Source organism: Salibaculum halophilum (assembly GCF_002094885.1).
In the GTDB taxonomy this organism is placed as follows: domain Bacteria; phylum Pseudomonadota; class Alphaproteobacteria; order Rhodobacterales; family Rhodobacteraceae; genus Salibaculum; species Salibaculum halophilum.
The window spans coordinates 237,004-253,629 of record NZ_MSIT01000003.1 but is presented as its reverse complement, the minus strand read 5'-3'; the positions used below and the strand labels follow the sequence as shown (position 1 = coordinate 253,629).

Here is a 16,626-nt window from a genome sequence, read left to right as displayed (position 1 = left end):
ACTGGGAGTCGGTTAGCATGGCGGGTCAATTCGGAAAAGGCTGTCATCTGCACCTGATCGACGGGTCCGCCTATATTTTTCGCGCCTACCATGCCCTGCCGCCCCTGACCCGCAAGTCCGACGGGATGCCCGTGGGCGCGGTCAGCGGCTTTTGCAACATGCTCCAGCGGTATGTCGAGGGCAACATCGGCTCGGACGTGACGCACCTGGCGGTGGTCTTCGACAAGGGCAGCCACACCTTTCGCAACGACCTTTATGATCAATACAAGGCCAACCGTGACGCGATGCCCGAGGACCTGCGCCCGCAGATTCCGCTGACGCGCCGCGCGACGCAAGCCTTCAATATCGCCTGCAAGGAGATCGAGGGCTTCGAGGCCGACGACATCATCGCCACCCTGGCCGCGCAGGCGCGCGCGGCCGGCGGGCGCGTCACCATCCTGTCCTCGGATAAGGACCTGATGCAGCTGGTCGGCGACGGGGTCGAGATGCTCGACCCGATGAAGAACCGCACCATCGACGGCGAGGGCGTGGCCGAGAAATTCGGCGTGCCCCCGGACCGGGTGGTCGACGTGCAGGCGCTGGCCGGTGACAGCGTCGACAACATCCCCGGCGCGCCGGGAATCGGGATCAAGACGGCGGCCATGCTGATCAACGAGTTCGGCTCGTTGGAGGATTTGCTGGACCGCGCCGAGGAGATCAAGCAGCCCAAGCGCCGCCAGACCCTGGTGGAGCATCGCGACCAGATCGAGCTGTCCAAGAAGCTGGTGCAGTTGGACGGCGGGATGGACCTCGACTTCACCCTGGACGATCTGGAGGTCCGCGACGCCGAGCCGGAGACGCTGCTGGGTTTCCTGTCGGAGATGGAGTTCCGCACGATCACCAAGCGCATCGCAGACAAGCTTGGCGTCGAGCCACCGGTGATCGAGGACCGCGCGCCCGAGGGGGCCACGCCCCCCGAACAGGACGCGGGCCCCGAGGCGCAGCCCTTCGACCCCGACACCTACGAGACCGTGCGCGACGCGGACGCCCTGCAAGCCTGGATCGACCGCGCCCACGAGCGCGGGACCGTGGCCTTGGACACCGAGACAACCGGCCTGAACGAGATGACCGCCGAACTGGTGGGCATCTGCCTGAGCGTCGATCCCGGCGCGGCCTGCTACATCCCGCTTGCGCATGTCTCCGACGCGGGCGGCAACCTGTTCGGCGCCGAGGCCCGCGCCTCGGGGCAGATGGACATGGACACCTGCCTGAAGATGCTGCGCCCCATGCTGGAGGACGACAGCGTCCTAAAGATATTCCAGAATGCCAAGTACGACTGCAAGGTGCTGGCCCGTTACGGAATCACCGTCGCGCCCTTCGACGACACCATGCTGATGAGCTACGCGCTCAATGCCGGGCTGCACGGGCACGGGATGGACGCGCTGGCCGAACGCTACCTGTCGCACAAGCCCATCGAGATCAAGGCGCTGCTTGGCACGGGAAAATCCGCGAAAACCTTCGACCGGGTGCCGATAGAGGACGCCACGCGTTACGCCGCCGAGGACGCCGATATCACCCTGCGGCTCTGGCAGCTTTTCAAGCCGCAGCTGCACCGCGAACAGGTCACGACCGTCTACGAGACGCTGGAACGGCCCCTGTCGCCGGTGCTGGCGCGGATGGAACGGCACGGGATCAAGGTTGACCGCAACACGCTGTCGCAGATGTCCAACGCCTTTGCCCAGAAGATGGCGGGGCTGGAGGCAGAGATCCACGAGCTGGCCGGCGAATCCTTCAACGTCGGCAGCCCGGCGCAGGTGGGCGAGATCCTGTTCGGCAGGATGGGCTTCGAGGGTGGCAAGCGCGGCAAGTCCGGCAAGTATTCCACGCCGGCCGACGTGCTCGAGGATCTGGCGACTGAGCACGACCTGCCCGCGCGCATCCTAGACTGGCGGCAGTTGTCCAAGCTGAAATCGACCTACACCGACGCGCTGCAGACCCATATCAACGCCGAGACGGGCCGGGTGCATACGTCCTACGTGCAGACCGGGGCCAACACCGGGCGGCTCGCCTCGACCGACCCCAACCTGCAGAACATCCCCGTGCGCAGCGAAGAGGGGCGCCGCATCCGCGAGGCCTTCGTCGCCGAAAAGGGCAACGTGCTGGTCAGTCTCGACTATTCGCAGATCGAGCTGCGCATCCTGTCCCATGTCGCCGACATCGCGGCCCTCAAGCAGGCCTTTCGCGAGGGGCAGGACATTCACGCGGCCACCGCCTCGGAGATGTTCAACGTCCCGCTGGCCGACATGACGTCCGAGGTGCGCCGGCAGGCCAAGGCGATCAATTTCGGGGTGATCTACGGGATTTCGGCCTTCGGGCTCGCGCGCAACCTGCGCATTCCGCGCGACGAGGCCAAGGGCTTCATCGACCGCTACTTCGAGCGGTTCCCGGGGATTCGCACCTACATGGACGAGACCGTCGCTTTCTCCAAGGAACACCACTTCGTCCGTACGCTCTTCGGGCGCAAGATCCACACCCCCGAGATCAACGCCAAGGGTCCCGGCGCGGGATTTGCCAGGCGGGCCGCGATAAACGCGCCGATCCAGGGCGCGGCGGCGGACGTGATCCGGCGGGCCATGGTGCGGATGCCCGATGCCATCGCCGATCTGCCGGCGAAGATGCTGCTGCAGGTCCACGACGAACTGCTGTTCGAAGTCGAGGCCGCGGCGGTCGATGACCTGATCGGTGCTGCGCGCGACGTCATGGAACGGGCGGCCGACCCGGCGGTGAAGATCGACGTGCCGCTCGTCGTCGATGCCGGGCAGGGCGAAACCTGGGGCGGGGCGCATTAGGCCCCGCGTGTGCCGTTTTCGGACGCGCGGGATGGCGTGTTAGGGCTAAAGGGCACACTCCGACAAGAAGGATGCCGCCATGTCCCGCGAAACCGAGCTGATCCTGTGCCCGCTGAACCTGCGGCACGTCCGCCACGACTTTGCCGCCTACGAGGAAGCCGTCGAAATGGCCCAGCGGCGCCGGGCGCGGCTGATCGTGGCCACCATCGCCCCCGAGATCGAGCGCAACCTGAACATCTACGACAGCGATGCCTACTGGGGCCAGGAATTGCGCAATTTCGTCGAGGCGCATCCGGCCGAGGGCGTCGAGGTGGACCTGATCGTGCGCAAGGGCGCGGTGCATCGCCAGATCGTTAAGCTGGCGCGCGAACAACGGGTGGACCTGATCGTGATGGAGGCCGCCAACCCGAAGATCCAGGACTACCTGCTGGGCACCACCGCCAGCCATGTCGTCGCGCATGCGGCCTGTTCGGTCTACGTGGTGCGGTAAAACGTCATGAAGCAAGAAGGGCCGAGGCAGCACCCCGGCCCGTGGGTGCGGGCCGCTCAGGCCCGCGCCACTGCTGATGTCGCCGGATCAGTTGACCTTGTCGGCCTCCAGCACGCCGGCGTTCTTCGGTGCGTCGGCCTTGGCGATCTCGATCCGGCGTGGCTTGAGCGCCTCGGGCACCTCGCGCACAAGGTCGACATGCAGCATGCCGTTCTCGTGCGTCGCCCCCTCGACACGGACGTGATCCGCCAAGGTGAAGCGCCGCTCGAAGGCGCGCGTCGCGATACCGCGATGCAGGAACGTCCGCCCCTGATCGTTTTCGCTGTCCGCCTCCTCGGCCTTGCGGCCGGTGATCAGCAGGGCGTTTTCACGTACCTCGACTGTCAGGTCGCTTTCCGAAAAGCCCGCAACGGCGACGGAAATGCGCCAGGCGTCATCGTCCGTCTTCTCGATGTTGTAGGGCGGATAGGTCTGGGTGCTGGGATCATTGTCCAGAACCCGATCCATCATGTCGGCGATTTGGTCGAAGCCGACGGTCGCACGGTAAAGCGGTGCAAGATCGAAGTGTCTCATGGTCATCCTCCTTTGAGCGATACCTATGGGTCATGCCTTCCCGATCCGGGACAGGCGGGTGTGCGAGACCCTAAACCGGCGCCTCGCACAAAAGATTTGGGAAGGTCGGTGGCGGGTTTCAAGACCCTCAGGGCCGCACGAAACGCGCCCCTGTCTCGGATCGTTCGCCGGGGGCCAGCACCCGGGCCCGGCCGGGAACGGTATCGAAGACTTCGGTGTCCGTCTCCAGCGCCGCGCGCAGGGTCGCGAGCGGCCGGGCGAGGTCCATCCCGAGGGCAACGCGCCGGCCGTTGAGTTCGGCCATGGATGACACGACCGAGACCAGGCGCATCGCCCCGGCCTCGTCGCGGAAGATGGGCGATCCCGAGGCGCCGAAGTCCACCGCGCAGTCCATGACCAGGGCCGGGCCGGCCGTGCCCAGCACGTTGCAGATTTCCTGCAGCGAGGGATGCCCGGCCCGCCCCTTGGCGTAGGAGACGACCCCGACCTCGGTGCCCCGCCCGACCTGTCTGGACACGCGAAAGGGATGGATGCGAGTGTTGCGGATTGGCTGATCCAGTTCCAGCAGGGCAAGGTCCTTGGTCACCTCGCCGGCGGAGGGCGCGCGCGTGAAGACGTAGTCGGGATGGATGACCGCCCGCCGCAGTCCGCGGCTGGCCTCGGCCCGGCCGCCGCGCAGGCCGGCGCGAAATTCGAGGTCGGCGGTGTCCAGCCGGCGGCCGGTTTCGCGGTCGAACAGGCAATGCGCGGCCGTCAGAACCCGGTCGGGCGCGATCAGCGTGCCGGTGCAGAACCCGCCGCCGGCCACGTCGATCCGGCCCACCGCCTCCCAGCCGCGGGCCGCGTTGCCATCCAGAAGCGGACGCAGGGCGCTGTCCTGCGCTTGTCCCGCGCCGGGCAGGGCCAGCGCCGCAAGCAGCGTCAACAGAAGGGCAATCAGGGGGCGGTGCATCGCGAGGGGGCCTGTCATCGTCACACCCATGCGCCTATCGCCGACATGGGGCAAGAATAAGGCGCTAGCTCAGCATCGGCACACCCGGCCGGTCGGCCCGCATCGCCGGGGGCGGCGGCCCGCCGGTGGCCCAGTCGAGCAGTTCCACCGTGTGGACCACCGGCACATCCGTGCCACCGCCGATCTGCATCATGCAGCCGATGTTGCCGGCGGCGATCACGTCGGGCCGCACAGCCTCGAGCGTTTGCACCTTGCGATCCTTGAGCTGCTTGGAAATCGTCGGCTGCATCAGGTTGTAGGTGCCCGCGCTGCCGCAGCACAGATGCGCGTCGGCCGGTTCGGCAATCGCGAAGCCGGCGCGTTTCAGCAGGTCCTTGGGGTGGGTCTTGATCTGCTGGCCATGCTGCAGCGAACAGGCGGCGTGGTAGGCGACCGTCAGGTCGCTGGCCGCGCCTTCGGGCAGGTCGAGCTCGGTCAGGACCTCGCTGACGTCCTTGGCGATGGCGCTGACCCGCGCGGCATCCTCGGCCAGCGGGCCGCCCCGGAACATGTGGCCGTAGTCCTTGACGGTCGTGCCGCAGCCGCTGGTGTTGATGACCACGGCGTCGAGGCCGTCGCCGTCCATCTCGGCCGCCCAGGCGCGGATGTTCTTGGCCGCCGTCGCGTGGCTCTCGTCGGTCTTGCCCATGTGATGGGTCAGCGCCCCGCAACAGCCTGCGCCCTCGGCCACAACCACCTCGCAGCCCAGTCGGGTCAGCAGGCGGATGGTGGCATCGTTGATATCGGTGTTCAGCGCCCGCTGGGCGCAGCCGGTCATCAGCGCGACGCGCTTGCGGCGCGGCGCTTGCGGCGCGAAGCTCTGCGGGTCGTCGTTGCGGCTGACCGGCGGGATGCGCTTCGGCGCCATCTCCAGCATGGCGCGCAGGCGCGCATCGGGCACGAGGGGCGCGAAGGGCCGCCCGATCTTGGCGCCCAGCAGGGCCAGCCGGAAGCGGCCGGGATAGGGCAGGATCTTCGACAGCACCCAGCGCAGGGCGCGGTCATGCCAGGGCCGTTTGTAATGCGCCTGGATGTACTCGCGCGCGTGATCGACCAGGTGCATGTAATGCACGCCCGAGGGGCAGGTCGTCATGCAGGCGAGGCAGGACAGGCAGCGATCGATATGGGTGACGGTCTTGTCGTCGGGCACCCGCTCGTTTTCCAGCATGTCCTTCATCAGGTAGATGCGGCCGCGCGGGCTGTCGAGCTCGTCGCCCAACACCTGGTAGGTCGGGCAGGTGGCGGTGCAGAACCCGCAGTGCACGCAGGCGCGCAGGATCTCGTTGGCCCGCGCGGTGCCGGGGTCCTGCAATTGTTCGGCGGTGAAATGCGTCTGCATCAGGCCATGACCCCCGGGTTGAGAATGCCGCGCGGGTCGAATTTCGACCGCAACCCGGCCGACAGCCGGGCAAGCACGGGGTTTTCCGGTTGAAAGACGGGCAGGGCGCGGCGCGTGGCCTCGCCCGCCCGGATCAGCGTGGCGTGGCCCTGGAATGGGCCGAGGTTGGCGCGCAGGTCCGTGCCCTCGGGCATCAGCAGCCAGACCAGCCCGCCGCCCCAGTCGTAGCGCACGGTCTCCGCGCCGGACCGCGCCACCAGCGCGGGCGCGTCCGAGGGTCTGACCGACAGCCGCCAGACATCGCCCGCCCGATCGGCAAAATCGGTGACGTCGCGGATCGCGGCCCAGGTCGCGGCGGTCGCGTCCTTGCCCGCGTGCACCTCGACCGGGCCGAAGGGGGCGAGCCGTTCCTGCAGGCGCCCGGCGCGGTAGGTCACCGAGTCGGCAAAGCCCTCGATGCGCAGGCAGGTCTTGCCCGCCTCGGGGTCATGGGCGGCGCCGGTCACCTCGAAGGGCGAGCCGAGCGCGGCGGACAGCGCCTCGACGGCTTGGGCGTCCGACAGCCCCGACAGCGTCAGCGTCGCCGCCGACTCCACGTCCGGCAACACCTTGAGCGAGACTTCGGAGAGCACGCCCAGCGTGCCGTGGCTGCCGGTCATCAGGCGCACCAGGTCGTAGCCGGTGACGTTCTTCATCACCCGCCCGCCGTTCTTGAGGATACGCCCCGCGCCGTCCACGACGCGCACGCCCAGCATGAAATCGCGCGCTGCGCCCACGGCGATCCGGCGCGGGCCGCTGACATTGCCCGCGACCACGCCGCCGATGGTGGGTTCCCCGGTCGTGCCCAGCAGGGCGCGGTGGTCCATCGGCTCGAAGGCAAGGCGCTGGTTCTCGGCGCGCAGGGCCGCGCGCACCTCGGACACCGGCGTGCCGGCCCTGGCGACCAGCGTCAGCGCGCCCGGTTCGTGCAGGGTGATCCCGCGCAACCCGCTGGTGCTTAAAAGCTCCGCGGGCGCGGGGGTGCCGCAACTGCGCGTGCCGCCGCCCGCGATCCGCAGCGGCCCGCTGGCATGGCCGATGATCTCGGCGAGGTCGGCCTCGGTTGTCGGTGTCATGCTGGCATCTTCTGGCTCGAAATTTTTTTGGGGTCGTCATTGTCGCGCCATGGATCCGAGAGACAATGACGACGGGCAGCGCCCCCGGGGTTCGATGGTGTCACGCCGCGCGCCGCGATGCGGAGACGGAGAGCGGAAAGACCTTGGCCGCGTTGAGCAGCCAGGCGGGATCGAAGACATCCTTGACGGCCATCTGCGCCTCCAGGTCCGGCGCGTCGTATTGCACCAGCATCAGGTCGCGTTTCTCGATGCCCACGCCGTGTTCCCCGGTCAGGCAGCCGCCCACCTCGACGCAGAGCCGCAGGATATCGGCGCCCAGCGCCTCGCATTTTTCCTGCTCGCCGGGGGTATTGGCATTGTAGAGGATCAGAGGGTGCATGTTGCCGTCGCCGGCGTGAAAGACATTGGCCACGGCCAGCCCGTAGTCCTGCGCCAGTTCGCCGATCCGGCGCAGCACGTGGGGAAGTTCGCTGACCGGGATCGTGCCATCAAGGCACATGTAATCGTTGATCTGCCCCATGGCGCCGAAGGCGGACTTGCGCCCCAGCCAGATGCGCCCGGCCTCGTCGGCATCGCGGGCCTCGCGCAGCTCTACGGGCTCGTGCCGTGCGGCGATCTCGGTGATGCGGCCCAGTTGCGCGTCGATCTCGGCGTCCGAGCCTTCGACCTCGACGATCAGCAGCGCCTCGCACATCGGGTAGCCGGCCTTGGCGAAGGCCTCGCAGGCCTCGATGCAGGGGCGGTCCATGAACTCGATCGCGACAGGAAGGACCCCGGCCTTGATGATCTCGGTGACCACCTGTCCGGCCACTTCCGAACTGTCATAGCCCATCAGGACCGGGCGCGCGCCCTCGGGTTTGTGCAGGATACGCAGCGTTGCCTCGGTCACCACACCGAGCTGGCCCTCGGACCCGCAGATCAGGCCCAGCAGGTCATAGCTGCCCGCGTCCAGATGTGCGCCACCTATCTCGGTCACGGTGCCGTCCATCAGCACCATCTTGACCCCCAGAAGGTTGTTCGTCGTCACCCCGTATTTCAGGCAATGCGCCCCGCCCGAATTCATGGCGATGTTGCCCGCGATGGCGCAGGCCAGCTGGCTGGAGGGGTCCGGGGCATAGAAGAACCCCTCGTCCTCGACCGCGCCGGTGACCGAAAGGTTCGTGCGGCCCGCCTGAACACGGATGTAGCGGTCATCAAAGCTGGTCTCCAGCACCGCGTTCAGCCGCGCGGTGCCCAGCATTACCGCATCGGCGGTGGCCAGCGCCCCCCCGGCGAGCGAGGTTCCCGCCCCGCGCGGCACGACCGGCACGCCCTCTTCGTGGCAGATCGAGAGCACAGCCGCGACCTCCTCGGTGCTGCCGGGCAGCACGGCGCAAAGCGGCGGACAGGTATAGGCCGTCAGCGCGTCGCATTCGTAGGCGCGCAACTCGGTCGTCTCGTGGATCACGGACCCCTTGGGCAGCACCGCCTGCAGCCGGTCGACGACATTGGCCTTGCGCGACAGGATCGCCGCATCGGGGTCTGGCATTTCCATGATCTCACTCCTCCAATGGATTGGTAAGTTTTCTATACCAAAAACGGATTCGCCACAAGCCTAGCCGGCTTTGGCTTGCAGGCGCCGCCGCGCGACGGCATCTAGGGCGCATGGACTGGATCAAGGTCGTACACTTGCTGAGCGTCATGGGCTGGATGGCGGGCATTTTCGTGGCCCCGCGCGGGCTGATCTACTGGAAGCGCGAACATACGGCGACCGGCGCGTTCGGGCCGGCGGGCGACCTGACCTTCCGGGTCTATCGCTTTTCGCTGGGCCTGGGCGTTCTGGCGGTGATCACCGGCTTGATCCTCGCCTTCTACTGGAACTGGCAGGGCTGGGTCTGGGCCAAGCTGGCGCTGGTCGCGCTGCTGGCGCTGCACTACGGCTGGACCGGGCGGCTGGTGGCGCGGGCAAAACAGGGCCGGTTCGAGGAAAGCGATTTCTACCTGCGCGTCTTCAACGAGGTCAGCGTGCTGGGCACGCTGGTGGTGCTCTACCTCGTCGTCTTCAAGCCGTTCTGACAGCCTCTCGTGGATGTGACAGCGCAGGAGGCGGCAAGCTGTTATGCGTAGACCATGCGTTACCTTTTGCCGTTTCTCTGCCTTGCCGGTCCGGCCCTTGCCGATCCCCCCGCGATCACCGATGCCGAGGCGCGGGCCGCGGGCAGCGGATGGACCTTCCGTGTCACCCTCTCGCACCCCGACATCGGCTGGGATCACTACGCCGATGGATGGCGGATCGAGACCGCGGAGGGCACGGTGCTGGGCACGCGGGGTCTTGCGCATCCGCATGTGACCGAACAGCCCTTCACCCGGTCCCTGTCAGGGGTCGATATCCCGGAGGGCATCGAAACCGTGTATATCCGCGCCAAGTGCTCCGTCGATGGCTGGAACGCCGATCGGGTCGCGCTCGGTCTTCCCTGAGCGGGCGAACGAATTTCCAGAAATTCGTTCGCTTAGCGGCGCCCCTCGCGCAGCCAGGCCCCGATGATCAAGGCCGCGGCAAGCAGCAGGAAAGCCCAGGCCGGCAGCACCGGCGCGACGGTGATATCGGCCGTCCGGTAGGCGTCGCGCGGGGTGATCCCGATCCAGCCATTGCCCGCGGCGGGACGGCCCTCTCGCACGTCGCGCAGGTCCGGCAGGCCATTGGAAATGCGGGGCGTCCCGCCGTTCACGGTGTCGATGGCCGGGGCGAGGACCTCGGCGCTGGCGATCGTTTCCTCGAACTCGCGCGGTGCGGCGGGGCCGAGGGCGATCACGGCCTCCTCCTCGCCGTCTGTGAGGCGGTAAAGCCCGATCTCGGGCGCCTCCCAGAGGGTTTCGAACCGGCCGGGGCTGACCTTGTCGAGTTCCACGACGGTTTCCGTTCCGTCGGGGTGGGTAATGGCCACATCGCCCACCTCTTCGCCGAGGGTTCGGCGGATGATCCGCATGGTCTGCCCGGTCGGCTCGGCCCAGAGCGCCTCTTCCTCCAGCTCGGGTTCCTTCATCATCCAGTGGGCCAGCCGGCGCAGCAGTTCCAGCTGCGGCCCGCCCCCCTCGAAGCCGCGGTTCCACAGCCAGGCATGGTCCGACGCCATGAGCGCCACGCGCCCCTCGTCGACCCGTTCCAGCATCAGCAAGGGCTGGTCGTCCACGCCGTTCATCACCGTGGTGGCGCCAGGCGTCGGCGTGACCTCGATGTGGCGGAACCAGCGGCCCCAGCCGGGGGTGCCGTCCTCGGTCTCGGGGGCCGGGGCGAAATCGGTCAGGCCCTCGGTCACCGGGTGGCGTTTGCCCAGCTCGGTCAGTGTGGGGCGGAAGCCCTGTTCGTAGACCCCGGCCGTCGGCGCGCCCGGCAACACCGCGCCGAGGGGCGAGCGGTAGAGCGAATCGGCGCTGGCATAGTCCGGCCCGGCGGCGATCAGCACCGCGCCGCCCTCGCGCACGAAGTTGGACACGTTGTCGAGGTAGACCGAGGGCAGGATACCGCGCCGCTGGTAGCGGTCGAAAATGATGAGGTCGAAATCGTCGATCTTTTCCAGAAACAGCTCGCGCGTCGGAAAGGCGATGAGCGACAACTCGTTGACCGGCACGCCGTCCTGCTTGTTCGGCGGCCTGAGGATCGTGAAATGCACCAGGTCCACCGCCGAATCGGACTTGAGCAGGTTGCGCCAGGTGCGTTCGCCGGCATGCGGCTCGCCCGAGACCAGCAGCACGCTGAGCCGGTCGCGCACGCCGTTGATCTGCACGACCGAGGCATTGTTGCGGTCGGTCAACTCGCCCTCGGCCTCGGGGGTGGCGAATTGCAGCACGTTCATGCCGCCATGCGGGATATCCACGGGCAGTTCGATATCCTCGTTGACGGGCACCTCGAACTCCATCGGCTCGCCGCCGTCCACGGCGATGGTCAGGTCGACCTGCCCGGCCTCGGGGGCCGCGCCCTGATCCTCGATCCGCAGCGTCAGGGTGACGGACTCGCCCAGGATGGCGAAGCTGGGCGCGTTCTTGACCACGAGGCGGCGATCCCAGTCATCCTCTTGCCCGGTCAGCAGGGCATGCAGCGGGGCGGGCAGGTCAAGCGGGGCGCTGGCCATGTCGTGGGCGCGGCCATCTGTGATCAGCACCATGCCGGCGACGCGGCCGCGCGGCTCCTCGGACAGCGCCTCGGACAGGGCGGTCATCAGTTGCGTGCCGCGGTCCCCCTCGCCGTCGCCCAGTTCGACCACGCGCAGTTCGGTATTGGCGCGGTCGGCGACCTCGGCGCGCAGGTTGTCCAGTGCCGCCTGTGTCTGCGCGGGACGGTCCGAAATGCGCTGGCTGGCCGAGCGATCGACCACGGCGATGACGATATCCGACAGCGCCGCGCGGTCCTCGGTCTGCAGCGACGGGTTGGCGATGGCGGCCAGCAGGACCAGCGCGGCCAGAGCCCGCAGCGCCCAGCCCGCCAGCCGCCGCCAGACGGCCAGCCCCAGGCCCAGGGCGGCCAGCGCCGCCAGCGCGTAGATCAGCGGCAGCGGGATCAGCGGGTCAAGGAGGATCTGTCCGGTCATTGGCCCAACCTGTCGAGAAGCGCGGGCACATGCACCTGGTCGGACTTGTAGTTGCCGGTCAGCACATGCATCACGAGGTTGACGCCGAAGCGCAGCGCGATCTCGCGCTGGCGCTCACCGGCCATGCCGCGCCCGATGGGCACCAGCGGGTTGCCATCCTCGTCGGTGGCCCAGGCCGCGGCCCAGTCGTTGCCGCCGATTACCACCGGCGTGACGCCGTCGTTGAGATCACGAAAGGGCATGCCCTCGGCGGCCTGCGCATCCGGCGGCGCGGCCTCGACCCAGACGTCGCGGGTTGCGTGGCGGCCGGGAAAATCCTGCAACAGGTAGAAGGTCCGGGTCAGAACGTGATCCTGCGGGATGGGTTCCAGCGGCGGGATGTCCAGCCCGCGCGCGATGGCCTGCAGGCGCTTGCCCTCGGGGCTGGAGGACCCGAAGCGTGCCAGGTCCGCATCACGCGTGTCGAACAGGATCATCCCGCCCGTGCGCAGGTAGCGGTTGAGCTTGGCATAGGCCGCGCGGCTGGGCAGGTCCTGCTCGGCGGTGACGGGCCAGTAGAGGAACGGAAAGAAGGCCAGTTCGTCGGTTTCCGGGTCCACGCCCATGGGCATAGCGGGCTCGATCGAGGTGCGCTGGAACAGGGTGTTGGACAAACCGTAAAGCCCGGCCTCGGACATCTCGTCGACGCGGGGCACGCCCGTCTCGACATAGGCGAGGACAACGTCCGAGGTCGCGGCGACCGCGAAGTCCTCGGACACGGGCGGGTCGGCGTCGTCCTCCTGTGCCTGCGGCGGCGTTGGCAGCCCGGCAAGCACAAGGCCGAGCATGGCGGCGGCGACCCCGGCGCGCGGTCCGCGCAACCGGCCCGACAGGGCCAGCGCGGCCAGGATGTCGAGCATCAGCAGCATCAGCGCGCCTCCGATCAGCCAGCCCTTGAGCGGGGTTTCGCGCGTTACCTCCAGCCCCTCGACGGGGATGCGGTCAGGCCAGGCGGTGGGTTGCAGGGTGCTGTCGGCGGTGAAGACATTCACGGCGATGCGGCGCTCCTCTCCGGCATAAAGCCCGGGCGGCATCTCCGCCCCGGGGGTGAGATCGGCCAGCCGGTCCCCGTCGACGCCCGGCAGGGCCCCGGCATCCTCAAGAACGCCGAAAGCGTCGAGCACGTCCTCGGGCATCCAGCTGGTGCCCTCCAGCGCCTCGAGGTCGGGCACCGCAGGACGCGTCGAGACGGCCAGCCGTTCGAGCATCTGAACGAACAGCCCCGACAGCGGCAGCGTCGACCATTCGGCATTGGCGGTGACATGGAACAGAACGATGTTGCCCTGGCCCGAGTCCTTGCGGGTGACAAGCGGCGTGCCGTCGGCCAGCTGCGCGATGACCCGCGCTGCCAGGGTCGGGTCGGGCTGGGCCATGACCTGGGCGTTGACGGAGACATCGTCGGGGATGGTCAGGCCGTAGAAGGGGCTGTCGGCCGCGAAGGGGGCCAGCGCCTTGGGTTCGCCCCAGCTCATGGCGCCGCCGATGGACCGGCCCCCGGCGCGCAGGCGCACCGGCATCAGCGGGTCGAGCGACTGCCGGCTGACATCGCTGGCCGCCAGCCGCGGCCCGGCGAAGCGCACCAACAGGCCGCCGTCCTCGACCCAGGCTTGCAGGTCCTCGGCCTCCAGCGACGACAGCGTGGCGACGTCGGCCAGGATGATCACGTCCGGGTTGGCCAGCAGCACGTCCGCCAGTGTCCCCTCGATCAGCTCCGCCGAGGGGGCCAGCGCCTGCCGCAGGTAGTGCAGCGGGTCAAGAAGTTCCAATTCCTCGCGGTCGTTGCCGCCCGAGATCAGCGCCACCTCGCGCCGCTTGAGCGCGTCGTCGGTCAGCGCCACCGCCCCGGCCGAGGACACGCCCTGAATCTCGAACCGGGTGATCCGGTTGCGCAGTTCCGGCGGCAGGGACAGCTCCAGCGTTGCGCGGCCCTCGCCGGCTATGAAGGCCAGGCTTTCGCTGGCCAGCCGGCGTTCGACGCCGGCAGGGTCCGGCCCCATGGCGTTGACGCGGACCTCGGCCGCGCCCCCGGTGCGGGCGCGCAGGGCGTCAAGCGTGATAGTGCCATCCTCGAAGCGCGGCGGGGTCAGCCCGTAGACGGGCCGGGGGCTTTCGAAAACGCGAACCGTGCCGCGTTCTTCCAGCGCGGCCAGCAGGTCCGCCCGGCTGTCGCGGGCCACCCCGTCGGACAGCCAGAAGGTGTCGAAATCGCCTGACAGGCTGTCGGCCCAGTCGGACAGGCCTTCCGGGTCGGGGCCATGCGGGGCGGGGACCATACCGGCGGCCTCTTGCGCGACGGCCTGCGCGTCGCGGAACACCGGCCCCTCGGCGGGCAGGTCGGTCAACCGGACCAGCGCCGCGCGGCGGCCGTCGCTGGCGGCGTCCCGCAAAGCCGCCTCGATTCGGTCGAGCCGCCGGGGCCAGTCACGCGCATCGGCCCAGGTGCCATCGACCAGCACCAGCAGCGGTCCGCCCCCGGGCCGCTCTTCCTGCGGGTTCAGCACCGGCCCCGCGAAGCCCAGTATTACCGCCGCCACCGCCAGCATGCGCAGCAGCAACAGCCACCAGGGCGTGCGATCGGTCTGGCTCTCGTCGTCGGTCAGCCCCAGCAGCAGGGCGACACCGGGAAAGCGCCGCCGGATCGGCGCGGGCGGCACGGCGCGCAGCAACAGCCACAGGATCGGCAGCGCCACCAGACCGAGCAGCAGCCAGGGCGCGGCAAAGGCGATCGGCCCCAGCGTCCACATCAGGCGTGCCGCTCCAGCGCCGCGTATAGCCACAGCAATGCCGCGGTGGCGCTGTCGCCGGTGTGATGGGTGTGAAACTGCCAGCCAGAGAGCCGCGCCAGTTCCGCCAGCCGCGCCTGGCGTTCGGCCAGCCGGTCGAGGTAGCGCGCGCGCAGCTCGCCGGCCTTGAGCGTCTCGTGCCGTATGGCGCCGGTCATGCTCTCGAATACGGTGCGCCCGTCAAAGGGAAAGGCTTCTTCGGCGGGGTCGAGGACCTGCACCAGCGCGCCGCGCACGTCGCGGTCGGCGGCCCGGCCAAGCGCGCGTTCGACCGCGTCCAGATCGCCCAGGAAATCCGACAGGAAGACCGCGCGCGAATGGGCCAGCATCCCGTCGGCCACCGGCGCCCCGAAATCGTCGGGGTGATCCTCGGACAACAGCCGCGCCATCTGCGCGGCCTGCGCCTCGCCCCGTTTCGGGGGCAGCAGGTCGCCTGTCAGCCCCACACGCTCGCCCCCGCGCAGGAGCAGGATGGCAACCGCCAGCGCCAGCACGCGCGCGCGGTCGGCCTTGGTCACGCCTTGGGCCGTCGAGGAAAAGGCCATCGCGGCAGACTGGTCCACCCAGACCTGCACCGACTGGGCGATTTGCCATTCCTTGTCCTGCACGAACTGGGCGTCGGACTTGGCGCTGCGGCGCCAGTCGATGTGGCGGCGTTCGTCGTGGTACTGCGCCGGGCGGTATTGCCAGAAGGTGTCGCCCAGCCCTGCCCTGCGACGGCCGTGGTCACCCACGATCACCGTGCTCGCCAGGTGCTCGGCCTCGGCCAGAAGCGGCGGCAGCGGCGCGGCCAGCGCCTCGGCCCCGCTGCGCAGGGAAAGCGGCCGTTCCGTCACGCGGCGGCCTCGATGCGGGTGATGCGGTCGGCGACCTGCGCGATGACCTGCGCCAGGCTCTCGCCACGCGCGCGGGCGGCAAAGGACAGCGCCATGCGGTGGCTCAGGACCGGCGCGGCCATGCGGCGCACGTCCTCGGCGCCGGGCACGAGCCGGCCATGGAGCAGCGCCTCGGCCCGCACGGTCAGCATCAGCGCCTGCGCGGCGCGCGGCCCCGGCCCCCAGCTGACGGTGTCGCGCACGATCTGCGGGGCGGCCTCGTCCTGCGGGCGGCAGGCCCGCACCAGATCGAGGATCATCTCGACCACGGCCTCGCCCACCGGCATCCGGCGCAGCAGGGTCTGCGCCTCCAGCAACTGATCCGCGGTCAGGACGTTGGGCGCGGTGTCCTCGGCCACGCCGGTGGTCGCCATGAGGATGTCGCGCTCGGTGTCGCGGTCGGGATAGGGCACGTCGACCTGCACCAGGAACCTGTCCAGCTGCGCCTCGGGCAGGGGGTAGGTGCCTTCCTGCTCGATCGGGTTCTGAGTGGCCAGCACGTGGAAGGGCGGCGCGAGGCGGCGGTGCGCGCCCGCGATGGTGACTTCCTTTTCCTGCATGGCTTGCAACAGGGCCGACTGCGTGCGCGGGCTGGCACGGTTGATCTCGTCGGCCATGAGAAGCTGACAGAAGATCGGCCCCTCGATGAACTTGAAGCTGCGCGCGCCATCGGTGCCGGTTTCCAGCACCTCGGAGCCTAGGATATCGGCCGGCATCAGGTCGGGGGTGAACTGGATGCGGTTGCCCGTCAGGCCCATGACCGTGGACAGGGTGTCGACCAGCCGCGTCTTGCCCAGCCCCGGCAACCCGATCAGCAGCGCATGGCCACCGCACAGCAGCGCCGCCATGGTCAGGTCGACCACGCTTTCCTGGCCGATGAAGCGGCGCGCGATGGCGCTGCGGGCCGCGGCAAGACGCTCGCCCAGCGCGTCCATTTCGGCGACTAGCTCGGCATCATCGGCCATGGCAAATTCTCCTGCAAAGACTATGTATAACCTGCAATGGAACAGATATCGCGCCCGGCCCCA

General features: G+C 68.8%; 13 protein-coding genes. 4 read left to right on the top strand and 9 right to left on the bottom strand.

All coding sequences use genetic code 11. From position 1 onward, the window contains the following. The first annotated feature begins 17 nt into the window (after window positions 1-17). Window positions 18-2,828: a DNA polymerase I gene (gene polA, locus BU124_RS04145; protein ID WP_084861179.1), complete on the top strand. Its 2,811-nt coding sequence runs from the start codon at window positions 18-20 to the stop codon at window positions 2,826-2,828. A gap of 79 nt (window positions 2,829-2,907) precedes the next feature. Then, on the top strand, window positions 2,908-3,318 hold the full coding sequence (locus BU124_RS04140) for a universal stress protein (protein ID WP_084861178.1): 411 nt from the start codon (window positions 2,908-2,910) through the stop codon (window positions 3,316-3,318). A gap of 87 nt (window positions 3,319-3,405) precedes the next feature. Here the strand turns inward: BU124_RS04140 and BU124_RS04135 are convergent, their stop codons facing one another. From BU124_RS04135 to BU124_RS04115, 5 genes are all read right to left on the bottom strand, one after another. Beyond that, the gene (locus tag BU124_RS04135; RefSeq protein WP_084861177.1) at window positions 3,406-3,891 is read right to left on the bottom strand and encodes an Hsp20 family protein; all 486 of its coding nucleotides are present in this window, start codon (window positions 3,889-3,891) and stop codon (window positions 3,406-3,408) included. Between the two features lie 127 nt (window positions 3,892-4,018). Then, window positions 4,019-4,861: a trypsin-like serine peptidase gene (locus BU124_RS04130; RefSeq protein ID WP_245831601.1), complete on the bottom strand. Its 843-nt coding sequence runs from the start codon at window positions 4,859-4,861 to the stop codon at window positions 4,019-4,021. Between the two features lie 46 nt (window positions 4,862-4,907). After that, window positions 4,908-6,221 (bottom strand): glycolate oxidase subunit GlcF, encoded by a 1,314-nt coding sequence (glcF, locus tag BU124_RS04125; RefSeq protein ID WP_084861175.1) that lies wholly within the window; start codon window positions 6,219-6,221, stop codon window positions 4,908-4,910. Next, the gene (locus tag BU124_RS04120; protein ID WP_084861174.1) at window positions 6,221-7,336 is read right to left on the bottom strand and encodes an FAD-binding protein; all 1,116 of its coding nucleotides are present in this window, start codon (window positions 7,334-7,336) and stop codon (window positions 6,221-6,223) included. Before BU124_RS04120 ends, glcF begins: the two co-directional genes overlap by 1 nt. Before the next feature lie 100 nt (window positions 7,337-7,436). Next, window positions 7,437-8,870: an FAD-linked oxidase C-terminal domain-containing protein gene (locus BU124_RS04115; RefSeq protein WP_084861173.1), complete on the bottom strand. Its 1,434-nt coding sequence runs from the start codon at window positions 8,868-8,870 to the stop codon at window positions 7,437-7,439. Between the two features lie 110 nt (window positions 8,871-8,980). Here BU124_RS04115 and BU124_RS04110 point away from each other — a divergent pair, with 110 nt between their 5' ends. Together BU124_RS04110 and BU124_RS04105 are read left to right on the top strand one after the other, a co-directional pair. Further along, a complete protein-coding gene (locus BU124_RS04110; RefSeq protein WP_084861172.1) occupies window positions 8,981-9,391 on the top strand; it encodes a CopD family protein in 411 nt (136 codons plus the stop codon). Between the two features lie 54 nt (window positions 9,392-9,445). Beyond that, on the top strand, window positions 9,446-9,793 hold the full coding sequence (locus BU124_RS04105; RefSeq protein WP_084861171.1) for a hypothetical protein: 348 nt from the start codon (window positions 9,446-9,448) through the stop codon (window positions 9,791-9,793). 32 nt (window positions 9,794-9,825) lie between these two features. On the opposite strand, the gene BU124_RS04100 is transcribed toward BU124_RS04105, so the two are convergent. The 4 genes from BU124_RS04100 to BU124_RS04085 are packed head-to-tail and all read right to left on the bottom strand — an operon-like array spanning window position 9,826 to window position 16,563. Continuing rightward, window positions 9,826-11,901 carry a hypothetical protein gene (locus BU124_RS04100; protein WP_084861170.1) on the bottom strand — a complete coding sequence of 692 codons (2,076 nt, stop codon included), beginning with the start codon at window positions 11,899-11,901 and terminating at the stop codon, window positions 9,826-9,828. Continuing rightward, window positions 11,898-14,684: a DUF4159 domain-containing protein gene (locus BU124_RS04095; RefSeq protein WP_084861169.1), complete on the bottom strand. Its 2,787-nt coding sequence runs from the start codon at window positions 14,682-14,684 to the stop codon at window positions 11,898-11,900. Before BU124_RS04095 ends, BU124_RS04100 begins: the two co-directional genes overlap by 4 nt. Continuing rightward, window positions 14,684-15,559, bottom strand: coding sequence for a DUF58 domain-containing protein (locus BU124_RS04090; RefSeq protein WP_084861168.1), 876 nt, complete (start codon window positions 15,557-15,559; stop codon window positions 14,684-14,686). Before BU124_RS04090 ends, BU124_RS04095 begins: the two co-directional genes overlap by 1 nt. Beyond that, the gene (locus BU124_RS04085; protein WP_084861167.1) at window positions 15,556-16,563 is read right to left on the bottom strand and encodes an AAA family ATPase; all 1,008 of its coding nucleotides are present in this window, start codon (window positions 16,561-16,563) and stop codon (window positions 15,556-15,558) included. Before BU124_RS04085 ends, BU124_RS04090 begins: the two co-directional genes overlap by 4 nt. Between the last annotated feature and the right edge of the window lie 63 nt (window positions 16,564-16,626).